At 71.3% G+C, this 26,343-nt stretch carries 24 protein-coding genes; 11 read left to right on the plus strand and 13 right to left on the minus strand.

Annotated features, from left to right (window positions below):
* Positions 1 to 39: 39 nt before the first annotated feature.
* The gene (locus AMK10_RS13845; protein ID WP_198959703.1) at positions 40 to 4,746 is read right to left on the minus strand and encodes an Lhr family helicase; all 4,707 of its coding nucleotides are present in this window, start codon (positions 4,744 to 4,746) and stop codon (positions 40 to 42) included.
* Between the two features lie 102 nt (positions 4,747 to 4,848).
* On the opposite strand from AMK10_RS13845, the gene AMK10_RS13850 reads away from it, so the two are divergent.
* Genes AMK10_RS13850 through AMK10_RS13860 form a run of 3 tightly spaced genes read left to right on the plus strand, consistent with a single transcriptional unit; the run spans position 4,849 to position 6,813 of the window.
* Positions 4,849 to 5,709 (plus strand): AraC family transcriptional regulator, encoded by an 861-nt coding sequence (locus tag AMK10_RS13850; RefSeq protein WP_073749256.1) that lies wholly within the window; start codon positions 4,849 to 4,851, stop codon positions 5,707 to 5,709.
* A 10-nt stretch (positions 5,710 to 5,719) separates the two neighbouring features.
* Positions 5,720 to 6,511 carry an AzlC family ABC transporter permease gene (locus tag AMK10_RS13855; RefSeq protein ID WP_073748076.1) on the plus strand — a complete coding sequence of 264 codons (792 nt, stop codon included), beginning with the start codon at positions 5,720 to 5,722 and terminating at the stop codon, positions 6,509 to 6,511.
* Positions 6,508 to 6,813, plus strand: a complete 306-nt coding sequence (locus AMK10_RS13860; RefSeq protein ID WP_073748077.1) for an AzlD domain-containing protein — start codon at positions 6,508 to 6,510, stop codon at positions 6,811 to 6,813. Before AMK10_RS13855 ends, AMK10_RS13860 begins: the two co-directional genes overlap by 4 nt.
* Positions 6,814 to 6,824: 11 nt before the next feature.
* On the opposite strand, the gene AMK10_RS13865 is transcribed toward AMK10_RS13860, so the two are convergent.
* On the minus strand, positions 6,825 to 7,757 hold the full coding sequence (locus tag AMK10_RS13865; protein ID WP_073748078.1) for a hypothetical protein: 933 nt from the start codon (positions 7,755 to 7,757) through the stop codon (positions 6,825 to 6,827).
* Positions 7,758 to 7,836: 79 nt separating this feature from the next.
* Here AMK10_RS13865 and AMK10_RS13870 point away from each other — a divergent pair, with 79 nt between their 5' ends.
* The 4 genes from AMK10_RS13870 to recX all read left to right on the plus strand — a co-directional run bounded on the left by AMK10_RS13870 (position 7,837) and on the right by recX (position 11,604).
* The gene (locus AMK10_RS13870) at positions 7,837 to 8,031 is read left to right on the plus strand and encodes a DUF3046 domain-containing protein (RefSeq protein ID WP_073748079.1); all 195 of its coding nucleotides are present in this window, start codon (positions 7,837 to 7,839) and stop codon (positions 8,029 to 8,031) included.
* Positions 8,032 to 8,384: 353 nt separating this feature from the next.
* On the plus strand, positions 8,385 to 9,509 hold the full coding sequence (locus AMK10_RS13875) for an AI-2E family transporter (RefSeq protein WP_073748080.1): 1,125 nt from the start codon (positions 8,385 to 8,387) through the stop codon (positions 9,507 to 9,509).
* Between the two features lie 268 nt (positions 9,510 to 9,777).
* The gene (recA, locus tag AMK10_RS13880) at positions 9,778 to 10,908 is read left to right on the plus strand and encodes a recombinase RecA (RefSeq protein WP_073748081.1); all 1,131 of its coding nucleotides are present in this window, start codon (positions 9,778 to 9,780) and stop codon (positions 10,906 to 10,908) included.
* A 3-nt stretch (positions 10,909 to 10,911) separates the two neighbouring features.
* A complete protein-coding gene (gene recX, locus AMK10_RS13885; RefSeq protein ID WP_073748082.1) occupies positions 10,912 to 11,604 on the plus strand; it encodes a recombination regulator RecX in 693 nt (230 codons plus the stop codon).
* Between the two features lie 138 nt (positions 11,605 to 11,742).
* On the opposite strand, the gene AMK10_RS13890 is transcribed toward recX, so the two are convergent.
* The 9 genes from AMK10_RS13890 to AMK10_RS13925 form a co-directional block, all read right to left on the minus strand.
* Complete coding sequence (locus tag AMK10_RS13890; protein WP_198959704.1) at positions 11,743 to 12,459, minus strand: DUF6197 family protein; 717 nt, start codon at positions 12,457 to 12,459, stop codon at positions 11,743 to 11,745.
* 313 nt (positions 12,460 to 12,772) lie between these two features.
* Positions 12,773 to 13,180, minus strand: a complete 408-nt coding sequence (locus AMK10_RS13895) for a rhodanese-like domain-containing protein (RefSeq protein ID WP_073748084.1) — start codon at positions 13,178 to 13,180, stop codon at positions 12,773 to 12,775.
* Positions 13,177 to 13,650 (minus strand): cysteine dioxygenase, encoded by a 474-nt coding sequence (locus AMK10_RS38000; RefSeq protein ID WP_241839597.1) that lies wholly within the window; start codon positions 13,648 to 13,650, stop codon positions 13,177 to 13,179. The genes AMK10_RS13895 and AMK10_RS38000 overlap by 4 nt, the downstream gene beginning before the upstream one ends.
* A 346-nt stretch (positions 13,651 to 13,996) precedes the next feature.
* Positions 13,997 to 14,083 (minus strand): putative leader peptide, encoded by an 87-nt coding sequence (locus tag AMK10_RS38680; protein ID WP_311605579.1) that lies wholly within the window; start codon positions 14,081 to 14,083, stop codon positions 13,997 to 13,999.
* 32 nt (positions 14,084 to 14,115) lie between these two features.
* Entirely contained in the window at positions 14,116 to 15,750 is a 1,635-nt protein-coding gene (locus AMK10_RS13905; protein WP_073748086.1) for an FAD-dependent monooxygenase, read from the minus strand.
* Positions 15,751 to 15,939: 189 nt separating this feature from the next.
* A complete protein-coding gene (locus AMK10_RS13910) occupies positions 15,940 to 16,851 on the minus strand; it encodes an amino acid ABC transporter permease (RefSeq protein WP_073748087.1) in 912 nt (303 codons plus the stop codon).
* Complete coding sequence (locus AMK10_RS13915) at positions 16,848 to 17,516, minus strand: amino acid ABC transporter permease (RefSeq protein ID WP_073748088.1); 669 nt, start codon at positions 17,514 to 17,516, stop codon at positions 16,848 to 16,850. The genes AMK10_RS13910 and AMK10_RS13915 overlap by 4 nt, the downstream gene beginning before the upstream one ends.
* A gap of 75 nt (positions 17,517 to 17,591) precedes the next feature.
* Complete coding sequence (locus tag AMK10_RS13920; RefSeq protein ID WP_073748089.1) at positions 17,592 to 18,434, minus strand: glutamate ABC transporter substrate-binding protein; 843 nt, start codon at positions 18,432 to 18,434, stop codon at positions 17,592 to 17,594.
* Between the two features lie 63 nt (positions 18,435 to 18,497).
* Positions 18,498 to 19,283, minus strand: coding sequence for an amino acid ABC transporter ATP-binding protein (locus AMK10_RS13925; protein WP_073748090.1), 786 nt, complete (start codon positions 19,281 to 19,283; stop codon positions 18,498 to 18,500).
* 395 nt (positions 19,284 to 19,678) lie between these two features.
* Between AMK10_RS13925 and AMK10_RS13930 the strand changes: the two genes are divergently transcribed.
* Complete coding sequence (locus AMK10_RS13930; RefSeq protein WP_073748091.1) at positions 19,679 to 20,371, plus strand: response regulator transcription factor; 693 nt, start codon at positions 19,679 to 19,681, stop codon at positions 20,369 to 20,371.
* 15 nt (positions 20,372 to 20,386) lie between these two features.
* The gene (locus AMK10_RS13935) at positions 20,387 to 21,781 is read left to right on the plus strand and encodes a sensor histidine kinase (RefSeq protein ID WP_073748092.1); all 1,395 of its coding nucleotides are present in this window, start codon (positions 20,387 to 20,389) and stop codon (positions 21,779 to 21,781) included.
* A gap of 20 nt (positions 21,782 to 21,801) precedes the next feature.
* Here the strand turns inward: AMK10_RS13935 and AMK10_RS13940 are convergent, their stop codons facing one another.
* The gene (locus tag AMK10_RS13940; protein ID WP_073748093.1) at positions 21,802 to 22,800 is read right to left on the minus strand and encodes a TAXI family TRAP transporter solute-binding subunit; all 999 of its coding nucleotides are present in this window, start codon (positions 22,798 to 22,800) and stop codon (positions 21,802 to 21,804) included.
* A 106-nt stretch (positions 22,801 to 22,906) separates the two neighbouring features.
* Positions 22,907 to 23,824 carry a YceI family protein gene (locus AMK10_RS13945; protein WP_073748094.1) on the minus strand — a complete coding sequence of 306 codons (918 nt, stop codon included), beginning with the start codon at positions 23,822 to 23,824 and terminating at the stop codon, positions 22,907 to 22,909.
* 195 nt (positions 23,825 to 24,019) lie between these two features.
* On the opposite strand from AMK10_RS13945, the gene miaB reads away from it, so the two are divergent.
* Together miaB and AMK10_RS13955 are read left to right on the plus strand one after the other, a co-directional pair.
* A complete protein-coding gene (gene miaB, locus AMK10_RS13950; RefSeq protein WP_073748095.1) occupies positions 24,020 to 25,540 on the plus strand; it encodes a tRNA (N6-isopentenyl adenosine(37)-C2)-methylthiotransferase MiaB in 1,521 nt (506 codons plus the stop codon).
* Positions 25,541 to 25,554: 14 nt separating this feature from the next.
* Positions 25,555 to 26,271 (plus strand): class III extradiol dioxygenase subunit B-like domain-containing protein, encoded by a 717-nt coding sequence (locus AMK10_RS13955; RefSeq protein WP_073748096.1) that lies wholly within the window; start codon positions 25,555 to 25,557, stop codon positions 26,269 to 26,271.
* Positions 26,272 to 26,343: the final 72 nt, after the last annotated feature.

Genomic DNA, 26,343 nt, shown 5'->3' on the forward strand with positions numbered 1-26,343 from the left:
CACCATCACCCCTGCATCGCTCTCACGACCGCATCGCTCTCACGCCCGCAGCCGCAGACCGCGCGGTGTGGCCAGGAAGCCGGCTGCCTCCAGGGTGCGGCCCAGCGGGGAGGTGAGGGAGGACGCGCCATTGGTGCGCTCCACCGTGACCGTGCCGAGCTTCCCCGCGCGGGCCGCCGATGCGAGCGCCTCGGCCGCCGCATGGAGTGCCGGGTCGGACGGATCGGTGGGCCAGGCGAGCAGCGACTTCCCGCCGCGCTCCATGTAGAGCGTGAGCTCGCCGTCCACGAGCACCACCAGGGCGCCCGCCTTGCGTCCCGGTTTGTGTCCCGCGCCGTCCGGCGACTCCGGCCAGGGCAGGGCGGCGCCGTACGCGTTGGCCGGGTCGGCGGCCGCGAGGACCAGCGCGCGGGGAGCCGAACCGGGGTCCGCCCGGTCGCGGGCCGTCGAGGCCGCCCTGAGCCGGTCCACGGCACCGTCCATCGCGAACTGGGCCGCTCCCAGGCCCTCGACGACGTAACCGCGACGCGCCTGACCGCTGTCCTCGAACGCGGCGAGCACGCGGTAGACCGCGGAGAACCCGCCCTCGACGCCTTCCGCCTGCACCGCGCCCCGGGTCACCACGCCGTGGCGGTCCAGGAGCGTCCTGGCCCGGGCGTGCGCGCGATGGGTCGGCTCCGGCTCGGCCGGGGGCAGCAGCGACCAGCGCCCCGACACGGTTGGGGGACCGGTGCGGGAGGCGGGACGCGCCGCCGCGGTCAGTGACCCGTAACGGCCGCGCGGCACGCTGCGTTTCGCGCGGTGCGCGGTGGACCCCGCCGTGCGCCCCGAGCCGAGGAGCGAACGCAGCGGAGCGAGAGTGTCGTTGGTGAGACGACCCGACCAGACCATGTCCCAGAGGGCGTCGGCGAGTTGGGGATCGGTGCAGTCGGGGTGGGTCGTCGCACGGACCTGATCGGCGATCTGCCGGAAGAAGAGCCCGTAACCGCCGGCGAGGACGGTCAGCAACGACTCGTGCAACGCGGTCTGTTCCAGCGGGAGGGGTGGCGGAAGCAGCAGGGGCGCGCTGTCGGCGAGATAGACCGAGAGCCAGCCGTCCTTGCCGGGGAGGGCGCCCGCACCCGCCCAGACGATCTCACCGGTGGTCGTCAGCTCGTCGAGCATGGCGGGGGTGTAGCCCATGACACGGCTCGGCAGGATCAGCTTCTCCAGAGCGGACGCGGGGACCGGGGCACCCTGCAACTGCTCGATGGCGCGTGCCAGTCCGTCGATACCGCGCAGACTGTTGTCACCGAGGTGCTGCCACTGGGGGAGGAAGCCGGCCAGCGCGGCGGGCGGGACCGGCTCCAGCTCCTGGCGCAGCGCGGCGAGCGAACGGCGCCGCAACCGCCGCAGGACCGTGGCGTCGCACCACTCCTGGCCGATTCCGGCCGGATGGAACTCACCCTGGACCACGCGGCCCGACGCGGCGAGCCGCTGCAGCGCCCCGTCCGTGACGGCGGTGCCCAGACCGAAGCGCTGAGCGGCCCGCGTGGTGGTGAACGGGCCGTGCGTACGCGCGAATCGGGCGAGCAGGTCGCCGAGCGGGTCCTTGACCGGCTCGGTGAAGGCCTCGGGAACGCCCACTGGAAGCGCGGTGCCCAGAGCATCGCGCAGCCGGCCGGCGTCCTCGACGGCCGCCCAGTGGGCGGCTCCGCCGATACGGACCTGGATGGCCCTGCGGGCCGTCGCCAGCTCCGGCGCCCATCCGGGCCGCGCACCCCGCTCCGACAGCTCGGCGTCGGTCAGGGGACCGAGGACCCGTAGCAGATCGGCGACACCCTCCGTGTCCTTGATCTTCCTGTCGTCGGTCAGCCACTGCAGCTCCCGCTCCAGTTCGCCGAGGACGTCGGCGTCGAGCAGCTCGCGCAGCTCCGCCTGGCCGAGCAGCTCGGCCAGCAGATGGGAGTCGAGGGAGAGGGCTGCCGCCCGCCGTTCGGCGAGGGGCGAGTCGCCCTCGTACAGGAACTGCGCGACATAGCCGAACAGCAGCGAGCGGGCGAACGGGGACGGCTCGGGAGTGGTCACCTCGACCAGCCGGACGCGGCGTGCCTCCAGGTCGCCCATCAGCTCCGTGAGACCCGGGACGTCGAAGACGTCCTGGAGGCATTCCCGGACGGCTTCGAGGACGATCGGGAACGAGCCGAACTCGGAGGCCACCTGGAGCAGCTGGGACGCGCGCTGGCGCTGCTGCCAGAGAGGGGTCCGCTTTCCCGGACTGCGCCGCGGCAGCAGCAGGGCGCGGGCCGCGCACTCACGGAACCGCGAGGCGAACAGCGCGGATCCGCCCACCTGCTCGGTGACCGCCTGGGCGATCTCCCCCTTGTCGAAGACCACATCGGCGGCACTCACCGGGGGCTGCTCGCTGTCGTACCCGGCGGCGGGGAAGGCGGCGGGACCGGAAGCGCCGCCTCCGGCTCCACCGCCGCCGTCCGCCTGCACCGGGTCGAAGTCCAGGAGGTCGAGACCCATGAGATCCGCGTCGGGCAGCCGCAGCACGATGCCGTCGTCCGCGTGCATCACCTGGGCGTCCAGGCCGTACCGCTCGGCCAGGCGCGCGGACAGGGCGAGCGCCCACGGGGCGTGCACCTGTGCGCCGAACGGCGAATGCACCACGATCCGCCAGTCGCCCAGCTCGTCCCGGAACCTCTCGACGAGAATGGTCCTGTCGTCGGGGACATGACCGCAGGCCCGTCGCTGCTCGTCGAGGTACGACAGGATGTTGTCCGCCGCCCAGGCGTCGAGTCCGGCAGCGAGCAGCCTCAGCCTGGCGTCCTCGGCGGACAGCCCGCCGACCTCCCGGAGGAACGCGCCCAGCGCACGGCCCAGCTCCAGCGGCCGGCCGAGCTGGTCGCCCTTCCAGAACGGCAGCCGGCCCGGGACCCCGGGTGCGGGCGACACCAGGACCCGGTCCCTGGTGATGTCCTCGATCCGCCAGGACGTGGTGCCCAGGGTGAAGACGTCGCCGACCCGCGACTCGTACACCATCTCCTCGTCCAGTTCACCGACGCGCCCGCCGCCCTTCTTCGGGTCGGCGCCGGCCAGGAACACCCCGAAGAGCCCCCGGTCGGGAATGGTGCCGCCCGAGGTGACGGCGAGCCGCTGGGCGCCGGGCCGGCCCGTGACCGTACCGGAGACGCGGTCCCACACCACCCGGGGGCGCAGCTCCGCGAAGGCGTCCGAGGGATAGCGCCCGGCAAGCATGTCGAGCACCGACGTGAAGGCGGACTCGGGGAGCGAGGCGAACGGGGCGGCACGCCGCGCCAGGGCCAGCAGGTCGTCGGCCTGCCAGACGTCGAGCCCCACCATGGCGACGATCTGCTGGGCCAGCACGTCCAGCGGGTTGGACGTAACCCGCAGGGCCTCGATGGCTCCCTCGCGCATCCGCTCGGTGACGACGGCCGCCTGCACGAGGTCGCCCCGGTACTTGGGGAAGACGACGCCCGTGGACACGGCGCCGACCTGGTGCCCGGCGCGCCCCACGCGCTGGAGGCCCGAGGCGACGGACGGCGGCGACTCGACCTGGATCACCAGGTCGACCGCGCCCATGTCGATGCCCAGCTCCAGACTCGAGGTGGCCACGACCGCGGGAAGCCGGCCCGCCTTGAGGTCCTCCTCGACCTGGGAGCGCTGCTCCTTGGAGACCGAGCCGTGGTGCGCGCGGGCGAGGAGGGCGGGAGCCCCCTTCGCGGCCCCGGACTGAGCCATGATCTCGGCGGGGGAGTGCGCCTCGGGCAGCGGCTCGCCCGCCCCCGTCCGCTCCTCGAAAGCGCTGCCCGTCGCCCGCTCGTATCCGATCTCGTTGAGCCGGTTGCACAGGCGTTCCGCCAGTCGGCGGGAGTTCGCGAAGACGATCGTCGAGCGGTGCGACTGCACGAGATCGGCGATCCGCTCCTCGACATGCGGCCAGATCGACGGCTTCTCGGCCTGGCCGCCCTCGCCCTCGGCGGCGGGAGAACCGCCCAGCTCACCGAGATCCTCCACCGGCACCACGACGGAGAGATCGAACTCCTTCGCGGACGGAGGCTGGACGATCTCCACCTTCCGCTGAGGCGACAGGAACCGGGCGACCTCGTCGACCGGGCGGACCGTCGCCGACAGGCCGATGCGCCGCGCCGGGCGCGGCAGCAGCTCGTCCAGACGCTCCAGGGACACCGCGAGGTGTGCGCCCCGCTTGGTCCCCGCGACGGCGTGCACCTCGTCCACGATCACCGTCTCGATCCCCGCCAGCGCGTCCCGGGTGGAGGACGTGAGCATCAGGAACAGCGACTCGGGGGTGGTGATCAGGATGTCCGGGGGCTTCGTCGCCATGGAACGGCGCTCCGCCGGAGGGGTGTCACCGGAACGGATACCCACCCGCACATCGGGCTCGGGCAGCCCCAGACGCACCGATTCCTGGCGGATCCCGGTCAGCGGCGACCGCAGATTGCGCTCCACGTCGACCGCGAGTGCCTTCATCGGCGACACGTACAGCACACGGCAGCGCTTCCTGGCCTCGGCGGGCGGCGGCACGGCGGCGAGCCGGTCCAGCGAGGCGAGGAAGGCGGCGAGGGTCTTGCCCGAACCGGTCGGCGCGACGACCAGCACGTCCGAGCCCTCGCCGATGGCACGCCAGGCGCCCTCCTGCGCCGCCGTGGGCGCGTCGAAGGCTCCCGCGAACCAGCCGCGGGTCGCGGGCGAGAACGAATCGAGTGCGGAACCGGCCATGCCCCCCATCGTGCACCCCGCCACTGACAACGGCCGGGAACGTGCCCGCCTCCCACCTGCCTGAACTGCGGCAACCCGCGCGGACCTGCGAGAATGCCGGACATGGCAGCCGGCGGGACGCGGGAATGGGCGAGGCACTGGCAGTACGCGGAACTGCCCGACCTCGATCTCCTGCGTGCCCGCTACGTCCGCCACACCTTTCCCCGGCACAGCCACGAGGGCTACGTCTTCGGCACGATCACCAGCGGGGTCGAGGACGTCGGCCTCCCCGGCGGCACCGTGCACGCGGGACCCGGCACGGTCGTCATGATCAACCCGGAGGTGCCGCACACCGCCCGCGCCGGAGTACCCGACGGGTGGGTGTACGCCACGCTCTACCCGTCCGCCCAGGTGATCAACGACATCGCGGCCGAGGTGACGAGTCTGCGCGGCACGGTCGGCTTCGACGAGACCAGCGTGCGCGACCCCCACGCCTCCCGGCTGATCACCGAGGTCCACCGGGCCGCCGAGGAGGGCAACGCCCTGGCCGCCGACAGCCTCCTGCGGGTGATGGTCGCGCGACTGCTCGACCTGCACGGCAGCGTGCTGCCGCTCAGGGCGCCGCACTCGGCCGGGGCCCGCGACGCGGCGGACGCGCGCGCCGCTCTCGAGGCACGGATGGAGAATCCGCCCACCCTGGTGGCGCTCGCCGCCGAGCTGGGCACCAGCCCGTTCGCGCTCCTGCGGGCCTTCAAGAAGCAGTACGGTATGCCCCCGCACACCTGGCTCACCGATGCCCGGGTGCGTCGTGCCCGGCGCATGCTCGATGCCGGGACCGCACCGGCCGAGGCCGCCGCCGCTGTCGGCTTCACCGATCAGCCCCATCTCAACCGTCACTTCACCCGGATCGTCGGAGTGCCTCCGGGCGCCTACCAGCGCGAGCGTGCAAGAACGTACAAGACCGGCACGGATCTCTCCCCGTAGCGTTCCGGGCGTGGCAGAACAGACAGCACCCCCTCAGAACACCGGCGCCCCCGGCGCGCCGGTCGCGGGCCCGGAGAAGCCGGACGCCGCGGTGGTCCGGGACGCACTCGGTGTGGGCATAGCCGTGGGTCTCTCCGGCTTCGCCTTCGGCGTGACCTCGGCGGGCTCCGGACTGACCCTCCTCCAGACCTGCGCGCTCAGCCTCCTCGTCTTCACCGGCGCCTCCCAGTTCGCCCTGGTGGGGGCGCTCGCGGCCGGCGGCAACCCCTACACAGCGGCGGCCGGAGCGTTCTTCCTGGGCATCCGCAACGCCTTCTACGGGCTGCGGCTCTCGCAGCTCCTCGCCCTGCCGCGGGCGCTGCGTCCCCTGGCCGCCCAGTGGGTCATCGACGAGACGACCGCCGTCACCCTGCCCCAGCCCACCCGGCGCGCGGCCCGCATCGGGTTCACCGTCACCGGGCTCACCCTCTACGTCCTGTGGAACCTGACCACGCTGGTGGGCGCGCTCGGCGCGGAGGCACTCGGCGACACCGACGCCTGGGGCCTGGACGCGGCGAGCCCCGCGGTGTTCCTCGCCCTGCTCGCACCGATGCTGAAGACCACCACGGAGCGCGTCACGGCGGGGCTCGCGGTCCTGCTGGCGCTGGGTCTCCTGCCGGTGCTGCCGGCGGGCGTGCCCGTACTCGTGTCCGCGCTCGCCGCTCCCCTCGTCCTCTTCCTGAAGGGCCGGGACCAGGGGCGCGGCAAGGGCCCCGACGGCATCGCGACCGAAGCCGCTGTGACGACCCGGGAGGGCCGATGAACATCTGGATCGCCATCGGGCTCACCGCGGCCGGCTGCTACCTCGCGAAGCTCCTGGGACTGCTGGTCCCCGCCGGAGTGCTGGAACGCCCCCTGGTGCAACGGCTCGCTGCGCTCCTGCCGGTGGCCCTGCTCGCGGCCCTCACCGCGCAGCAGACCTTCGGCGACGGGCAGCAGCTGATGCTCGACGCGAGGGCGGCCGGACTCGCGGCAGCGGCCGTCGCCCTCATCCTGCGGGCCCCGTTCCTGGTCGTGGTCGGTGCCGCCGTCGTGGTCACCGCAGTGGTCCGCGCCCTGCTCTGAAGCCGGACGGATCAGTCCCCCGCCCCGGGCCGGCCGAGGTCGCGCCCGTACGCCCGCAGCGTCCTCAGGGCCCGCAGTGTCACGATGGGACGGCCCTCCAGGGCCGTTCCGGGGGCCCACTGACGCCAGGTGACCGGCCAGCCGCCGTCCTCCTGCTGCTCGGCGGCCAGATGATCCAGGGAGCGTTCCATCTCTCCCTCGCTGAACCAGCGGCGGGCGAGGGACCCGGGGTCCCGGGCGTAGTCGTAGGGGAAGTGGTGCTCCCCGGGGGCGTAACCGGGGGCCACCGGGCACTCCGCGCGGTGCCGCGGGTCGAGCACCACCAGCCGCTGCTCACGGACCAGTTGCCCCAGCCGGTCGGCAGCGGCTTCGGCGCGCGCCCGGTCCGGGACGCCGTCCAGGAAGGCGACGGCCGCCTCGATCTCGTAGGGATGGGACTGCGCCAGTGAGTCGACCGCGGCCCAGCAGAAGTCGGTGGCCCGGAACAGCCAGGCGTGCCAGACCTGATTGCGGTGCAGCACCCCTACGACGGGACCCGTCGCCAGCAGTTCCGCGGGCGGGTCGTCGACGACGGGGATGAAGGGCGCGGCGGGGTAGCCGCGTTGCGAGGGGTGGAGTGCGGGCAGAGCGCCTTCCCTGGTCGAGACGTCCGTGAGATAGCGGCAGATCCGCTCCACGCGCAGACCGCCGCACCGTCCGATCGAGTCGAGGACGCTCAACGCGTGAGCGGTGTGCAGAGGCTGACTGACGGGGCCCCGGAGATCGGGTTCGAGAGCGTGGCCGTAGCCGCCGTCGTCGTTCAGATAAGCGGCGAGCGCGGTCTCGACGGGGTCCACGCCCCCTTCCAGGAAGAGATGGGCGAACCGCCGCTGTTCGAGGACGCGTGCGGTGAGCCAGATGAACTGCTCGGCGCGGGCGAGGGGATTTGCTCCGGTTCCAGCCATGGACCGACCGTAGAGGGGAAAGCACCGCCCGCAGGCCCTCCCGGCCCGGCTGCACTCTCAGGAGCGGGATACTGAAGGCATGCGGTTGACGATTTTCTGGGAACGGATGGCGGATCACTTCGGCGAGGCCTACGCCGACTCCTTCGCGCGCGACCACGTCATGTCCGAACTCGGCGGTCGTACGGTCCACGAGGCCCTGGCCGCGGGCTGGGAGGCCAAGGACGTGTGGCGCGGGGTCTGCGCGGCGGTCGGAGTGCCCTCGGACAAGCGCTGAGCCGGGCGCCGGCATGCGGCTGAGCCGGTGACCGGCAAGGGCTGCGACGTGCGCCGACCCTGGCTGTGACGTGCTCTCCGACGTGACCCGCGACGTGCCGTGACGGGTGCCGCGAAGCGGGGTGGGGAGCGCTGCGACGGGCGTCGGTGAGCGCGGCCATGTGCTCGCGGCGGGGGCGCGCGCACCGGCAGGGTCACGTCGGCGGCGCCCGAGGGTGCCGGGCCGTCGCAGCGGTGAGCGAGACTTGTCCCGTGGCACCGACAGACGAGACCGCTCAGACCCAGCCGCCCGCCTCACCGCCCGTCCCGCCGGCCGCTCCACCCAGTCAGCCGCCCGGCACCGGTCCCGTCCGCATGCCCGGCTGGCTGCCCCGTGCCGTGGTCATGACCCTCGCGCTCTACGCGTGCTTCCAGCTCGGCAGTTGGGCCTTCGACCAGCTCATCGGGCTGCTGACCAACATCCTCATCGCCTTCTTCCTGGCACTGGCGATCGAGCCAGCCGTCAGCCGCATGGCAGGCCGCGGGATGCGACGGGGCTTCGCCACCTTCCTGGTCTTCCTCGCCGTGCTGGTTGCCGGGGTCGGTTTCGTCGTCCTGCTCGGCTCGATGCTCGCGGGCCAGATCGTCGACATGGTCGAGGAGTTCCCCAAGTACCTCGACTCGGTGATCAACTGGGTCAACCAGACCTTCCGCACCGAGCTCTCCAGGGTCGAGGTGCAGGACAGCCTGCTGCACTCCGACTGGCTCCAGAAGTACGTGCAGAACAGCGCGACCGGCGTGCTCGACGTCTCCACGACCGTGCTCGGCGGGCTGTTCCGGCTGCTCACGATCTTCCTGTTCTCGTTCTACTTCGCCGCCGACGGCCCCCGGCTGCGACGCGCGCTGTGCTCCGTGCTGCCGCCCGCCCGGCAGGCCGAGGTGCTGCGCGCCTGGGAGATCGCGGTCGACAAGACCGGTGGCTACATCTACTCACGCGGGCTGATGGCGCTGATCTCCGGCGTCGCTCACTACGTCCTGCTGGTGGTCCTCGGTGTGCCCTACGCACCGGCGCTCGCGGTCTGGGTCGGTCTCGTCTCGCAGTTCATCCCCACGATCGGCACCTATCTGGCCGGGGCGCTGCCCATGCTGATCGCCTTCACCGTCAATCCCTGGTACGCGCTGTGGGTGCTCGGCTTCGTCGTGGTCTACCAGCAGTTCGAGAACTACGTGCTGCAGCCGAAACTCACGTCCAAGACGGTCGACATCCACCCGGCCGTCGCCTTCGGATCGGTGGTCGCGGGCACCGCGCTGATGGGCGCCGTCGGTGCGCTGATCGCCATTCCGGCCGTGGCGACGCTCCAGGCGTTCCTGGGCGCGTACGTGAAGCGCTACGACGTGACGGACGACCCCAGGGTGCAGGGCGGCCACCGCCGCTGGCGCCGGGGCGAGCCGGTGCTGACGAGGATCCGCCGCGCGGTGAACAACAGGCGCCGGAGCTGAGGCGGACGGCGGTAGCCGGTGATCCCCGCCGTTTCATTGACTTGATCGCTTCTGGCTGCTATAAGCGGCTACTCTCGGCTGTGTCGGCCCGGCGTGGTGCGCTTGACACTAAAATCGAACATCCATTCTCATGGAATTCCGGCCGGGTTTTCCCGGGCCCGACCGTGGAGTTGTCCACAGGCCGGGAGGACGTCGAGGCCCATTGTCAGTGGCAGGGGTTAGCGTCTGTGACGTGAAGCGATCGACTCAAGCAAATCGGGTGGAACCCATGGCAGGAACCGACCGCGAGAAGGCGCTGGACGCCGCACTCGCACAGATTGAACGGCAATTCGGCAAGGGCGCGGTGATGCGCCTCGGTGAGCGGCCGAACGAGCCGATCGAGGTGATCCCCACCGGGTCCACCGCGCTCGACGTCGCGCTCGGCGTCGGCGGCCTCCCGCGCGGCCGCGTGGTGGAGGTGTACGGACCGGAGTCCTCCGGTAAGACGACGCTGACGCTGCACGCCGTGGCGAACGCGCAGAAGCTCGGCGGCTCGGTGGCGTTCATCGACGCGGAGCACGCTCTCGACCCGGAGTACGCGAAGAAGCTCGGCGTCGACATCGACAGCCTCATCCTCTCGCAGCCCGACAACGGCGAGCAGGCGCTGGAGATCGTGGACATGCTGGTCCGCTCCGGCGCCCTGGACCTGATCGTCATCGACTCCGTCGCGGCCCTGGTGCCCCGTGCGGAGATCGAAGGTGAGATGGGCGACTCGCACGTGGGTCTGCAGGCCCGCCTGATGAGCCAGGCGCTCCGTAAGATCACCAGCGCGCTCAACCAGTCCAAGACCACCGCGATCTTCATCAACCAGCTCCGCGAGAAGATCGGTGTGATGTTCGGCTCCCCGGAGACCACGACCGGTGGCCGGGCGCTGAAGTTCTACGCCTCGGTGCGTCTGGACATCCGCCGGATCGAGACGCTCAAGGACGGCACCGACGCCGTGGGCAACCGCACTCGCGTCAAGGTCGTCAAGAACAAGGTCGCGCCGCCGTTCAAGCAGGCCGAGTTCGACATCCTCTACGGCCAGGGCATCAGCCGCGAGGGCGGCCTGATCGACATGGGAGTCGAGCACGGCTTCGTCCGCAAGGCCGGTGCCTGGTACACCTACGAGGGTGACCAGCTCGGCCAGGGCAAGGAGAACTCCCGCAACTTCCTCAAGGACAATCCCGACCTCGCCAACGAGATCGAGAAGAAGATCCTGGACAAGCTCGGCGTGGGAGTCCGTCCGGAGGACGCGGCGGCGGAGCCCGCGGCGGATGCGGCGGTCACCGCGGGGGCCTCGGCCGACGGTGCTGCGAAGTCGGTGCCCGCTCCCGCGACCAAGGCCAAGACCGCCAAGGCCGCAGCGGCCAAGAGCTAGGCCGTGACGCGTCGCACGGAGTGGCCGGACACCGACACCGGTGCGGGTTCCGGCCCCGAGTTCGCCGCAGAGATCTCCGAGGATCCGCCCGAACCCGGTCGGGGGGCCGGGTTCGGAGAGGGAGCGGGCCGTCGTTCCCGCTCCCGTTCCAGAAGCAGCGGTTCCCCCTCCTCGTCGAGGGCCGAGAAGGGGGAACCGCGAGACCCGGTCGAGCAGGCGCGGAACATCTGTCTGCGGCTGCTGACCGGGACCCCGCGGACCCGTAAACAGCTGGCGGACGCTCTGCGCAAGCGGGAGATCCCCGACGAGGCGGCCGAGGAAGTGCTGTCCCGGTTCGAGGACGTGGGGCTGATCGATGACGCGGCGTTCGCGGACGCCTGGGTCGAGTCCCGGCACCACGGCAGAGGGCTGGCCCGACGCGCCCTCGTGCGGGAGCTGCGTACCAAGGGCGTCGATTCGACCGTGATCGACGAGGCGGTCGGGCAGCTCGATCCCGAGCAAGAGGAGGAGACCGCCAGGGAGCTCGTGGCACGAAAGCTCCGCTCCACCAGGGGGCTGGACCGCGACAAGCGCCTGCGCAGGCTCGCCGGAATGCTCGCACGCAAGGGATACGGGGAGGGCATGGCCCTGCGCGTGGTGCGTCAGGCACTCGAGGCGGAGGGGGAGGACACCGAAGGGCTGGATGAGCCGTTCTGAACGGGGGACGGGGGACGGGGGACGGGGGACAACAGGGCGCGAGGGGGCGGGGCACGAGAGGACCGAAGTGGGACCGGCGCGTGAACGGCCGCGCGGCGGCGGTGGCGGAGGGGGCCACCGCCGGCGGACGGTTCGGGCTCAGTGCCCGGCCAGGGACGCCCGGGTGATCGTGGCGTCGATCAGGGCCAGGGCATCCGCCGCGGTGCGGCCGGGCTCCCGGTTCCAGGGGCCGATCAGTCCGGTCCAGCCCTGGGAGCGCAGCTCGGTGATGAGCCAGGCACCGGCCCGGTCCACGGTGTCCAGGGAGCCGTAACCGAGCCGGTGCGCGGTCAGCATGGCCCCGCAGAGGCAGCGCGCACCCCGCGCGTTGCGCAGACGGTACGGGGTGTTCTGCCAGCCCCATTCGGTCAGGATGCGCCGCGCATGGCCGAGATGAGTGGAAGGGCGCAGATCGGGCTGCCCGATCCGGCGCCACGCATGCAGACGCTCGGGCAGTACGGCGCCGAGCCGCCCGGGGAGCGGACGCTCACGGGGCGGTGGTGCGGGCAGCGTCCGCAAGGACTCGTCGATGAGCCGGTCGACGGGCATGGAGAGCAGATTCCGCCAGTCGGCAGGGGGTACGGGCTGCGCCTCACGGCCCAGTACGGGCGATGGCGCCTCACCGTCCAGCACGGGCGGCGGTGCCTCATCGTTCGGTACGGACGGCGATTCCTCACCGTCCGGCGTGGCGGGCGGGCGGACGGGCTCCTCGACGGTGCGGTCCCAGCCTGTGACGATGCGCTGCCAGGCGTCCGTCGCGTGCAGCTGGGAGGCTTGTGCGTCGAGCTGGTCCGGGGTGAGCTGAGCGGTTTCCATCGGCGCGACATCTCCGTACATTCCGGTCCTCAGTGATGAGGCGAATGTCCGTCGCGCGAGGCGATTGCTCCACCGGGGAGCAGCGTTCGGGTGGGTCGGAGGCGCATTCGGGGCCGGTTACCACCGCCGGTGGGAGGGCCGGCGGCGGGGAAGCCGGACTTCGGGGAGGTGGCTGCGGAACGGCCGGTGGCAGGCAGGCCGCGTCAGGCCGGTGCTCGGCTGGGTCAGGCCAGTGGCCCAGCCGCTACCCCGCCCGACGCGGGGAAGCCGCGTGCTCCCTGCCGGAAAACGAGGGGAAGCCGTGTGCTCCCCGTCAGAGAGCGACCGGGAGTCCGGCCGCCCGCCATGCCTGGAAGCCGCCGGTCAGATCCGTGGCCCGGTGCAGTCCCAGCTGGTGCAGGGAGGCGACCGCGAGACTCGACGCGTAACCCTCGTTGCAGATCACCACGACCCGCAGATCGTGGCTGACCGCCTGCGGGGCGCGGTGGCTTCCGCGAGGGTCGAGCCGCCATTCCAGTTCGTTGCGCTCCACGACCAGCGCCCCGGGGATCAGGCCGTCCTTCTCGCGCAGCGCCGCATAGCGGATGTCGACCAGCAGCGCACCCTCGGCGGCCTCCGAGGCCGCCTCCTCGGGGCCGATCCGCTCGTAGCCCTCCCGGACCCGGTCGAGCAGTTCGTCTATGCCCACCGGCTCGGGGCGGTTCCGGTCCTCGCCGCTCACTGCCAGTCCTCCGGACGCTCGGTCTGCTCGAGGCGCAGCACCGCACCCGTGCGGCTGTACCTGCGGATCTGCGGCAGCGGCGGGTAGTACGCGTGCACCGAGACGGCGTGTTCGTGCCCGGACTCGTTCAGCACCTCGTGCACATGGTGCTTACCGAAGGCCCTGCCCTGGCCGGTCGCCAGCTGCCGGGTCCGGTCGACGCCCTCGCTCAGTTCGAGGGTCTTCCAGCCGTCAGTGGGAAGCCGGGCGGCCAGCGAGTGTTCCCTGAGGGCGCCGGTGGCGACAGTGAACGCGCCCGTCGACTCGGCGTGGTCGTGCCAGCCGGTGCCCGTGCCGGGCGGCCAGCTGATCAGCCATGCCTCGCTGCCGCCGGGACCTTCGAGCCGGAGCCAGGTGCGTCCCTCCGGGTCGAGCGGGAGAGAGGCGACGAGCTCGGTGTTCTCAGCGGTCCGCCGCACGAAGTCGAGCAGTTCAGCGACGGTCGGAGCGGGGCCGCCCGTGCTGTCGGTCGCCGGAGCATCGGCGCCCGCACGGTTGGCGTCCGTGCTCTCGGTGGCCGGAGCGACGGCGCCCGCACGGTCGGCGGTCGCGGTAGCCGAGGCGGTGTCGACGGGATTCGTGGCAGCCGAGGCGGTGTCCACGGCGGTCGCGGCCGCAGGGCCGGTGCCGCCGGCGGATGCGGATGCCGACGCGGACACGGGCGTGGAAACAGGCGCGGGCAGGGAAGGAGAGGGTGCAGACACAGGGACCGTCCTGAGAAGTTCGCGTGGAGGCACAAGCGCGCGGAAGACAGCGCGGGGTGCCGAAGGAAGCGAGTCAGCAGGACGGGCGACACACGCAGCCCGCATAGCGGACGAGGTCCATATGGACCCTCCGCCACAGGCGCACATCGGTGTCGGTCATGATCTGGAGTACACCATGTGCGCCTGCGGCGGTCAATTGACGTCCGCGGTCCTGTCGGAGCTCGCGGTGGTACGCGCCCTGTCCCCGTGCGCCGTGTCCGTGCCACCCCCACGCGCCGCGTCGGCCGCCGCGAAGAGCTCCGCGGGGCGCACCCCGTTGAACGCCGCGACAAGATGCCCGTCCGGCCTGACCAGCAGGACCGTGTGGGCCGTGGCGCCCGGATAGCTCTCGGTCACCAGGAGTTCGGCCTTCACGGGGAGGGCGTCCACCGCTTCGACGAGCCGGGGCATGACGCCCGCGGTCAGCCAGTGCCGCCGGTCCCACACCCCGGTCCCGGGTGCGACCAGAATCACCAGCAGGGGCCCCCGGCCCAGCCGCTCACGCAGGCGTACCGCCGTCCCGTCGGGCGCCGTCACCCGCACATCGGCGACCGGCGCACCGGGCGCCGTCCCCACCGCGGCGTGTCCATCGGCGCTTTGAGGCGAAAGGGGGGAGTGCGTGTACGAGGGGGGTGCGCCCAGCGGTCCGCATCCCAGATGCCCGTCGGCCAGCAGCGTGTCGTGCCCCCGTGTGCTCCCGGGCATCAGCGTCCGCAGGCCCCCGCCGCCCCGCAGTATCGGCAACGACTGGTCGGCCGCGCGGAGCCTGGAGGCGACTGCGGCCCTGCGCTCGGCCTGGTAGCTGTCGAGCAGCAGTTCGGAGGCTCCCTGGTGCCAGGCCTGCGCCAGTTTCCAGGCCAGGTTCTCGGCGTCCCTCAGTCCCTCGTCCACACCCTGGGTACCGAGCGCGCCCAGCAGATGGGCGGCGTCCCCCGCCAGGAAGGCACGCTTGGACCGCCACTTCCTGGCCAGCCGGTGGTGGAGCGTGTAGACGCCGGTGTCCAGCAGGTCGTAGGGCGGTGTCTCACCGCACCAGCCCTCGAGCGTGTCGCGGATCCGGGAGATCAGGGCATCGGGGGTGACCAGCTCGCCGCGCGGCGGAAGGAGCCAGTCCAGCCGCCAGACCCCGTCTGGCAGCGGTCGCGCGGTGACCTCGGCGCCACCGGTACGCCACGGCGGGGCGCGGTGGAGCACGGCCTCGCCGGGCCAGGGAAGTTCGGCGCGCAGCGCGGCGACGGCGTGACGCTCCACCGCCGTACGGCCGGGGAACCGGATGTCCAGCAGCTTGCGCACGGTGGACCGGGCCCCGTCGCAGCCGACGAGGTAACTCCCGCGCCACCAGGTCGATCCCGGCTCCCGGGTGTGCACCGTGACCCCGTGCGCGTCCTGCTCCAGGGTGTCGACCCTGCTGAACGGCACCATGCTGACCAGGTCCTGCGCGGCGACCGCAGCCCGCAGCCCCCGGGTGAGCGCGTGCTGGGGCAGATGGACCGGCGAGGGCAGCGGTACGGTCCCCTCCTCCTCGCCCAGCGGCACGGCCCGGACCAGCTGCTTGCGGCGGACCGAGCGCCAGCCGGCCCAGCGCAGGCCCTCGTCGTGCAGTGCGGGACAGCCGAGGCGTTCCATCAGATCGGCGGTGTCCTCGCGCAGTACGACGGTGCGCGCGGGGCGGGGTTCCTCCTTGCCCGGTCCCTCGTCGAGCAGGACGGAGGGAACACCCTGGGCGGCCAGGGCCAGCGACAGCGACAGGCCGACCGGCCCGGCGCCGACGACGATCACCGGGTCCACGGTGTGATCCCTCCGGCGCCGGTCGTCGGGGTCGAGGGGGAGGAGGGGGTTGCGGCGGCGGTTGTTCGGGGCGGGATCACAGAACGTATGCAACCCACTGTGGGTGCGTGCGTCAAGTGACCCGGGAACGTGGCGGGGGGCGCGGCGTGATCGCCGCGCCCCCCGCTCCTGGCCAGTTCCGACCGTACGTCAGACCTGGTCGCTGCCACCGGTTTTCGTCGCAGGCGCCTCGATGATCTCGAGGCCACCACCGGGCGCTGCGCCGACGACCGCGCCGGTGCTCTTCTTGCCGCGCCGGAGCCGCCGCTCCAGCCAGCTCGCGAGAGAGGTCAGGGCGAAGTTCAGGGCGAGGTAGATCACCGCGATGATCGTGAAACACGCGATGGTGTTCGACCCGTAGTTCGCTGCCATCGGCCGGACCGAGGCGAGCAGTTCCGGGAAGCTGAGCACCGCGCCACCGAGGGCGGTGTCCTTCACGATCACCACGAGCTGGCTGACGATGGCCGGGAGCATGGCCGTGACCGCCTGGGGCAGCAGCACGAAGACCATCGTCTGGCCCTTGCGCATGCCGATCGCCTTGGCCGCGTCCGACTGTCCGCGGGGGAGTGTCAGGATGCCGGCCCGCACGATCTCGGCGAGGACCGAGGCGTTGTAGAGGACCAGTCCCGTCACAACCGCGTACAGCAGACGGGTGTCCGGTTCCAGGGTGGTGTACTCGGAGTAGACCGCGTTGGCGATGATCATCAGGAGCAGTACGGGGATGGCGCGGAAGAACTCCACGACCACGCCGCTCGGTACGCGCACCCAGCGGTGGTCCGAGAGCCGCCCGATGCCGAACAGCGCGCCCAGCGGCAGAGCGATGAGCAGGGCGAAGAACGCCGCCTTGATCGTGTTCTGGAAGCCCGGCCAGATGTACGTCTCCCAGGCCTGGGTGTCGGTGAAGAACGGCTTCCACTTGACCCAGTCGAGCTGGTTCTTTTCGGCGAGGCCGTCGTACACCCACCACAGCACCGCTGCGGCAGCCAGCACGAACAGAACGGTGTACAGGATGTTGCGCCGCTTGGCGCGGGGCCCCTGCGCGTCGTAGAGGACGGAACTCATCGCTTCACCGCCACCTTCTTGGCGACCCAGCCGAGGATGAGGCCGGTCGGGAGGGTCAGGATGATGAAGCCGAGGATGAACACACCCGCGATCAGCAGCAGCTGGGCCTCGTTCTCGATCATTTCCTTCATCAGGTACGAGGCTTCCGCGACCCCGATCGCCGCTGCGACGGTGGTGTTCTTCGTCAGCGCGATGAGCACGTTGGACAGCGGGTTGACCACGGACCGGAACGCCTGCGGGAGCACGATCAGTCGCAGCACCTGGGTGAAGCTGAGCCCGAGTGCCCGGGCCGCCTCGGCCTGGCCGACCGGCACCGTGTTGATGCCCGAACGAAGGGCCTCGCACACGAACGACGCGGTGTAGACGACGAAGGCGAGCACCGCGAGCCGGAAGTTGATGACCTTGAAGTCGCCACCGCCCCCGAGCGTGATCTGGAGGGTCTGGAAGAGGCCCAGCGAGGCGAAGACGATGATCACGGTCAGCGGAATGTTCCGGACCACGTTCACGTAGGCGGTCGCGAAACCGCGCATCAGAGGGACCGGGCTGACCCTCATGCCGGCCAGCAGCGTTCCCCATATGAGGGAGCCGAGGGCGGAGAACACGGTGAGCTTCACCGTGATCCAGAAGGCCCCCAGCAGGTCATAACCATCAAGAAAGTCGAACACGATCTCCCGTGCTTCCGCGTGTAGGAGGGCGCGGCGCGCCGCCGTTCAGCGGCGGCGCGCCCGGTCAGCCCTGCTTCACTTGACGACGTTGCCGATCTTCGGAGCTTCCTCGTTCTTGTAGCCGGCGGGACCGAAGTTCGCGTCCACGGCCTTCTGCCACGAGCCGTCCGAGACCATCTTGGTCAGCGCGTCGTCGATCTTCTTCTTGAGGTCGGCGTCGCCCTTCTTCAGGCCGATGCCGTAGTTCTCGTTGGTCATCTTGAAGCCGGCCAGCTTGAACTTGCCCTTGTTGGCGTCCTGCGAGGCGTAGCCGGCCAGGATGCTGTCGTCCGTGGTCAGCGCGTCCACGGCCTTGTTCTCGAGGCCGGTCAGGCACTCGGAGTAGCCGCCGTACTCCTGGAGCTGCGCCTTCGGGGCGAGCTTGTCCTTGACGTTCTGCGCCGAGGTCGAGCCGGTGACCGAGCAGAGCTTCTTGTTGTTCAGGTCCTCGGGCGACTTGATCGTGTCGTCGTCCGCGCGGACCAGGATGTCCTGGTGGGCGAGGAGGTACGGACCGGCGAAGTCGACCTTCTGCAGGCGCTCGTCGTTGATCGAGTAGGAGGCGGCGATGAACTTGACGTCACCGCGGGAGATGGCGGTCTCGCGGTCGGCGCTCTTCGTCTCCTTGAACTCGATGTCCTTGGCGTCGTAGCCGAGTTCCTTGGCGACGTAGGTGGCGACATCGACGTCGAAGCCGGTGAACTTGCCGTCCGGGGTCTTCAGACCGATGCCCGGCTGGTCGATCTTGATGCCGATGGTGATCTTGCCGCCACCTCCGGAACCCGAGGCGTCGTCCTTGTCGTCGGAGCCACAGGCGGTGGCGGTGAGGGCGAGGGCGAGCACGGCGGCCGAGGCGGCGGTGACCTTGCGAAGCTGCATGATTCTTTTCCCTGGGTTGACGCGATGTGGGTGTTCAGCCGGTGCGTGACCAGCTGTGCGGGATCAGTGGTGAAGGATCTTCGACAGGAAGTCCTTGGCCCGGTCGCTGCGCGGGTTGCTGAAGAAGTGGTCCGGCGTGGCCTCTTCGACGATCTTGCCGTCGGCCATGAACACGACCCGGTTGGCCGCCGAGCGCGCGAAGCCCATCTCGTGGGTGACGACGACCATCGTCATCCCCTCCCGGGCCAGCTGCTGCATGACCTCCAGCACCTCGTTGATCATCTCCGGGTCGAGCGCCGACGTGGGCTCGTCGAAGAGCATGACCTTGGGGTCCATGGCCAGCGCGCGGGCGATGGCGACGCGCTGCTGCTGACCGCCGGAGAGCTGCGCCGGGTACTTGTCGGCCTGGACGCCGACGCCCACGCGGTCGAGCAGCGCCCGCGCCTTCTCCTCGGCGAGCTTCTTCTCCGTCCTGCGGACCTTGAGCTGGCCCAGCATCACGTTCTCCAGCACCGTCTTGTGGGCGAAGAGATTGAACGACTGGAAGACCATGCCCACATCGGCACGCAGCCTGGCCAGCTCCTTGCCCTCCTCGGGCAGCGGCTTGCCGTCGATCGTGATCGCGCCCGAGTCGATCGTCTCCAAGCGGTTGATCGTGCGGCACAGCGTGGACTTCCCGGACCCGGAGGGCCCGATGACTACGACGACCTCGCCACGGGCGATGGTCAGGTCGATGTCCTGGAGCACATGCAGCGCGCCGAAGTGCTTGTTGACGTTGCTCAGTACGACAAGGTCGTCCCCCGCGGGCGCGGCATCCTCGGCGGCCTTGGTCACTGAAACTCCGCTCATCGGCTTCTTGCTCCGTCCTCCTCGGTTAGGGAAGGACCCTAGTGACGCAGTGCTACCAACGTCATTACATCTGAGCGGAAATTGAGCATAACGATCCGGCCGCAACCGGACACACCGCGTGAACGGGACGCCACGGCGCGCTCGGAGGCGTACCGGGTGGGTAACGGAAACCTGGTGGTAACGGGCAGGGGCTTGACTGGCGTACCCGTCATCGGCGTGGATGCCCTGGTACGGGATGAAGTGAATCGTCGCCGTACGGGAAGGTTCGCCGGACTGAACACCGGTGTACGGTCACGCACGGTTCCCGGGCGCTGTCCCGTACCCCGGAGACGTACGGGAGCCGGGATACGAGTCCGAGCCACCAGGTGGCGACAGAAGAGGCGGAGAGGGGGGTCATGAGACTGCTGCTCGTTGAGGACGACGACCACGTCGCGGCGGCCCTGTCCGCCGTGCTCGCACGCCACGGCTTCCAGGTCGTCCACGCCCGCAGCGGCGAGGAGGCCCTGAAGGCGCTGCTGCCGGCCGACAAGGAGCCCTTCGGGGTCGTGCTCCTGGACCTCGGGCTGCCCGACCAGGACGGCTACGAGGTGTGCGGAAAGATCCGCAAGCGCTCCGCGATCCCCGTGATCATGGTGACCGCGCGGTCCGACGTCCGCTCGCGCATCCACGGCCTTAACCTCGGCGCCGACGACTACGTCGTGAAGCCCTACGACACCGGTGAGCTCCTGGCCCGCATCCACGCCGTCGCCCGGCGCAGGCCGTCCGGCGAGGACACCGGGCAGACCCCGCTCGCCGCCCTGCTGCTCGGCCCGGTCCGGATCGAGCTGCCCACCCGCCGGGTCAGCGTCGAGGGCCAGGAGGTCCAGCTCACCCGCAAGGAGTTCGACCTGCTCGCGCTGCTCGCGCAGCGCCCCGGTGTGGTCTTCCGCCGCGAGCAGATCATCAGCGAGGTGTGGCGGACCAGCTGGGAGGGAACGGGCCGCACGCTGGAGGTGCACGTGGCGTCGCTGCGCTCCAAGCTGCGGCTGCCCGCGCTGATCGAGACCGTACGAGGAGTCGGCTACCGGCTCGTCCAGCCCTCGGCCTGAGGACGTACGCTCCCGGTGCGCACCCGTCTGCTCCCCCTGCTCATCGTCCTGATGGCCGCCGTGCTGCTCGCCCTCGGCTTCCCCCTCGCCGTGCGGGTGGCCGCCGCGGAACAGCAGCGGGTCGTCATCGACCGGATCGACGACACCGCGCGCTTCGGCGCGCTGGCCCAGTTCGTCAGCGAGCCCGCCGGGGGCACGGACGAGCGGCAGCGGACCCTGCAGACCGAACTCGAGGCCTACGACTCGGTGTACGGCATCAGGGCCGGCGTCTTCTACCGGGACGACCGGGCCCTCGCGAAGGCACCCGCCGCCTGGTCCCTGCCCGTCGAGGGGGAGGGACGCGAGGCGTTCCAGGAGGCACTGCTCGGCCGCCGCTCCCACGACCCGCCCCAGGTCTGGCCCTGGCAGGACGGCCGCATCGTCGTCGCCTCCCCGGTCGTACGCGACGGAGACGTGGTCGCCGTCGTGGTCACCGAGTCCCCCACCGGGGACATGCGCTCCCGCATACTCCGCGGCTGGCTGCTCATCGCCCTCGGGGAGGGCCTGGCCATGCTGGTGGCGGTCGGTGCCGCGTTCCGCCTCACGGGCTGGGTGCTCCTGCCCGTACGGGTCCTGGACGCCGCCGCCCACGACATTGCGAGCGGCCGGATGAGATCCCGGGTCGTCGCGTCCGGAGGCCCCCCGGAACTACGGCGCCTGGCCCGCTCGTTCAACGAGATGGCCGACAACGTCGAAGAAGTCCTGGAGCAGCAGCGCGCGTTCGTCGCCGACGCCTCGCACCAGTTGCGCAACCCCCTGGCCGCGCTCCTGCTCCGGATCGAGCTCCTCGCGCTCGAACTCCCCGAGGGCAACGAGGAGATCGCATCCGTCCGTACGGAGGGCAAGCGGCTCGCCCAGGTCCTGGACGACCTGCTGGACCTCGCCCTGGCCGAACACGCGGCGGCCGATCTCCAGCTGACCGACATCGCCGCCCTCGCGGGTGAACGGGTCGCCTCGTGGCGTCCGCTGGCCGAGGAGAAGGGCGTACGGCTGACGCTGGAAGGAGCGCCCGCGGTGACCGGCTGGGCGGATGCCATCGCCCTCTCCAGCGCGCTGGACGCCGTCATCGACAACGCGCTGAAGTTCACCCCGGCAGGGGAGGAGGTCCGCGTGACGGCGGGCACCGACGGCCCCGGCGCCACGGTCGTCGTCGCCGACCGCGGCCCAGGGCTGACCGAGAAGGAGCTGGAGCGCGTCGGCGACCGCTTCTGGCGCAGCGGCCGGCACCAGAACATCAAGGGATCGGGACTCGGGCTCTCCATCTCGCGCGCCCTGCTCGCGGCGGGCGGCGGATCGATCGGCTACGCCCCGCACGAGCCGCACGGCCTGCGGGTGACCGTCACGGTGCCGCGCGACGCTCCGCACACCTGAGAGGGGCCGCCGGGGGCCCGTCAGGGCTTGGCGGAGCGGTAGTAGCGGCTGGCGCCGTCGTGCAGCGGCAGCGGATCGGTGTAGATCGCCGTCCGGAGGTCCACCAGCTGCGCCGAGTGCACCTCACGGCCGATCCGGTCGCGGCTGTCGATCACGGTGCGGGTGAAGGCCTCGGTCATCAGCGGGTCCGTGCGGTCCGTGGTGATCAGCAGATTGGACACCGCGACCGTCTGCACGGCCTGCCCCTGCTGCGCGTCGTCGTAGGCGTCGGCCGGCATCACGGCCGAACGGTAGTAGCGGGTGGACCCGCCGACCGCCTGGAGCTCGGTGATCAGCGCGTCCTCCAGCGGCACCAGCCGGATCGCGAACTTCTCCGAGAGATCCTGGACGGCGGCGGTGGGCAGCCCGCCGGACCAGAAGAAGGCATCGATCCGGCCGTCCGCGAGCCTCTCCGGCATCGTGTCGATCCCGGCGTGGACGGGGGTGATGTCCCCGGTCGGATCGAGGCCCGCCGCGTTCATCAGCCGGTCCGCGACGAGCAGCACCCCGGACCCCTTCTGCCCCACACCGATCCGCTTGCCGCGCAGGTCGGCGACCTTCCGGATCCCCGAGTCCCTGGGCACGATCAGCTGGACGTAGTCGTCGTACAGCCGGACGCAACCCCGCAGCCGCTCGGCGCCGGGCTTCCCGCTCTGCAGATACGTGGCGACGGCGTCGGCGGTGGCGATCGTGAAGTCGGCCTTCCCGGTCGCGACCCGCTCGACGTTCTGCTGGGAGCCCTCGCTGTTGCGGAGCCGTATCGACACCTTGGGCATGTCCTTGGCGAGGGCGCCTTCCAGCCGTTGTCCGTAGCGCTGGTAGACCCCGCTGCGTACGCCGGTTGAGAAGGTGAGGGAGCCGCTCGGCTCCTCCTCGCCGATCGGCAGCACCCACCACAGCAGCAGTCCGAGCACGACGGCGACGGCGGCGCCCCCCTGAAGGGTGCGCCGCCGCCCGAAACGGGACAGTGCGTGCGGCATGGCGCGATCCTGCCATTCGCGTGCCCGTGCTGGCCAGGGCGGACAGGTCACACGCCCGGGGGCCCGCGCCGGGCGGACGGGGCCGCGCGGGTGCCCCGCCCTTCCGTCACTCCGGGGGCGTCGGGGTGTCGGGGCCCTGGAACATGGTCTGGATGTCCAGTTCCAGCTGGATCGTGGGCCCGACGATGGCGATGCCCCGGGCGAGCATGTTGCGCCAGTTCAGGGTGTAGTCCTCGCGGTGCAGCTCGGCGGTGGCCCGCGCGGCACAGCGCAGCTCCTCGCCGTAACCGCCGTTGACGGCGCCCAGGTACTGCGTGTCCAGGGAGACGGAGCGGCTGACCCCGTGCATGGTCAGCCCTCCCTGGACGGTCCAGTTGTTCCCGCCCCGGTACACGAAGCGCCTGCTGGCGAAGTGGAGGTACGGGAAGTTCTCCACGTCCAGGAAGTCTGCGGAGCGCAGGTGGTTGTCCCTGGTCTTGTTGCCCGTGGTGATGCTCGACGCGTCGATGCGTATCTCGACCTGCGAGTCCTCCATGACGGGCGCGATCCGGACACCGCCCTCGAAGGTGGTGAAGCGCCCGTGCACGTTGGCCATGCCGACGTGCCGTGCGATGAAGCGGATCGCGGTGTGCGGCGGGTCGAAGAGCCAGGTGCCCGGGGCCGGGGGCTCCAGCTGCCGGGCCACGTCCAGCTGCACACGGTCCATCGACAGGGTCTCGCCCGCGGCGATGCCGAACGTCCAGCTGGCGGGCTGCATGCCTTCGGCCGTCATGAGCAGGCGGTAGTCGCCGGGAGGCAGGGCCGCGACGAACAGGCCGAAGAGGTCCGTGGTCCCCTTCGCGGCCGTCCGGGCCGAGTCCTGGGCCGTGACGGTGATCTCCGCGCCGCCGAGCGGCTGTCCCATCGGGTCGACGACCTCGCAGGTGACCGTCCCCGCCCCGGGAGGTACGGGATAGCTGAATCTCGTCCCACCACCACCGGAGGCCGCCTTGGATCGCCTGCCGCGGAGGAGGGAGAGGACCATCAGTTACACCTTTCGAGCGTGGAACGATCAGCATATGAACTGGCCGGAACGCGACGTTCAACGCCCCCGGGCTGAACGCTCCCGGGCCGCCAGGTGCCCTCCGCGGGCCGCGGGCCCGCCGGACGGGGCCCCGGGAGCCGGGCGTGACGGAGGGAGCCCGGACGAGGAGCTCCGGCCACCGCCTACCCTTGTCCCATGACCAGCGGCAACCGGAGCGAAGCAGTGGACGTCCAGAAGAGCTACGAGGTACGCACTTACGGGTGCCAGATGAACGTCCACGACTCCGAGCGCTTGTCGGGTCTCCTGGAGGACGCCGGATACGTGCGCGCCCCCGAGGGCTCCGACGGCGACGCCGACGTCGTCGTCTTCAACACCTGCGCGGTGCGCGAGAACGCCGACAACAAGCTCTACGGCAACCTCGGCCGCCTCGCCCCGATGAAGACGAAGCGCCCCGGGATGCAGATCGCCGTCGGCGGCTGCCTCGCCCAGAAGGACCGCGACACGATCGTCCGGCGGGCCCCCTGGGTGGACGTCGTCTTCGGCACGCACAACATCGGCAAGCTGCCGGTGCTCCTGGAGCGCGCCCGGGTCCAGGAGGAGGCACAGGTCGAGATCGCGGAGTCGCTGGAGGCCTTCCCCTCCACGCTGCCCACCCGCCGCGAGTCCGCGTACGCCGCCTGGGTGTCCATCTCCGTCGGCTGCAACAACACCTGCACCTTCTGCATCGTCCCGGCCCTGCGCGGCAAGGAGAAGGACCGCCGCACCGGCGACATCCTGGCCGAGATCGAGGCGCTCGTCGCCGAGGGCGTCAGCGAGATCACCCTCCTCGGCCAGAACGTGAACGCCTACGGCTCCGACATCGGCGACCGCGAGGCGTTCTCCAAGCTGCTGCGGGCCTGCGGCACGATCGAGGGCCTGGAGCGCGTCCGCTTCACCTCGCCCCACCCGCGCGACTTCACGGACGACGTGATCGCGGCGATGGCCGAGACGCCGAACGTGATGCCGCAGCTCCACATGCCGATGCAGTCCGGCTCGGACACGATCCTCAAGGCCATGCGCCGCTCGTACCGCCAGGAGCGCTTCCTCGGGATCATCGAGAAGGTGCGCGCCGCGATGCCGGACGCCGCCATCTCCACCGACATCATCGTGGGCTTCCCCGGCGAGACCGAGGAGGACTTCGAGCAGACGATGCACGCGGTGCGCGAGGCCCGCTTCGCCAACGCCTTCACCTTCCAGTACTCCAAGCGCCCCGGGACCCCCGCCGCCGACATGGAGGGGCAGATCCCCAAGGAGGTCGTCCAGGAGCGCTACATGCGCCTGTCCGCCCTCCAGGAGGAGATCTCCTGGGAGGAGAACAAGAAGCAGGTCGGCCGCGTCCTGGAGGTCATGGTCGCGGAGGGCGAGGGCCGCAAGGACGGCGCCACGCACCGGCTCTCCGGCCGCGCCCCCGACAACCGCCTGGTGCACTTCACCAAGCCCTCCCAGGACGTCCGCCCCGGGGACGTGGTGACGGTCGAGATCACCTACGCCGCCCCGCACCACCTGCTCGCCGAGGGAGCGCCCCTGGGCGTCCGGCACACCCGCTCGGGCGATGCCTGGGAGAAGCGCACCGCCGCCGCCGCGCCGCAGCCCGCCGGAGTCATGCTGGGCCTGCCCGGCATCGGTGCCCCCGCGCCGCTCCCGGCCGCCGCCACCCCGGGCTGCGGCTGCGACTGAGTACGCTGACCGGCATGCTTGCCGCTGCCGCCGTCTGCCCCTGCCCGCCGCTCCTGGTCCCCGAGGTGGCCGCGGGCGCCGCGCCCGAACTCGACGCCGCGAGGGCCGCGTGCATCGACGCCCTCGGCGTCCTCGCCGCCGCGCGACCGGACCTGCTGATCGTGGTGGGGCCGACGGGGCCGGACGGGAGCGGGCCGTTCCCCCCGGGCTCCACCGGCTCCTTCGCCGGGTTCGGCGTGGACCTGACCGTGCGGCTGGGTGAGGCGCCCGCAGGGGCCGCACCTGACCGGGCCCTCCCGGCGTCCCTCGCCGTCGGAGCCTGGCTCCTGGAGCGCGCGGGGTGGGCCGGCACCCCCGTCCAGGGGTTCGGCGTGGGGGAGCACCTCGACGCCGCGCGCTGTCTGCGGGCCGGAGCCGGACTGGCGGGCGGTCCGGAGCGGGTCGCCCTGCTGGTCATGGGCGACGGCAGTGCCTGCCGCACGGTCAAGGCGCCCGGCTACCTGGACGAGCGTGCCGCGGACTTCGACGCCGAGGCGGCCCGTGCGCTGGGCAACGCCGACCTGGCCGCGCTGAGTGCCCTGGACGCGTCGCTGGCCTACGAACTGAAGGCCTCGGGCCGGGCGCCCTGGCAGGTGCTCGCGGGCGCGGCCCAGGGGGCGGAGCTCGGCGGAAAGCTGCTGCACGAGGACGCGCCGTACGGCGTGGGATACGTCGTCGCGGCCTGGTCCTGAACCACCGGCCGGCCTCTCACCGGAACGGGTGAGGGCCGTGGAGCGCTGACGCTCCACGGCCCTCGGTCACGC

The sequence above is a fragment of the Streptomyces sp. CB02058 genome, from assembly GCF_001905505.1.
Lineage (GTDB): Bacteria > Actinomycetota > Actinomycetes > Streptomycetales > Streptomycetaceae > Streptomyces.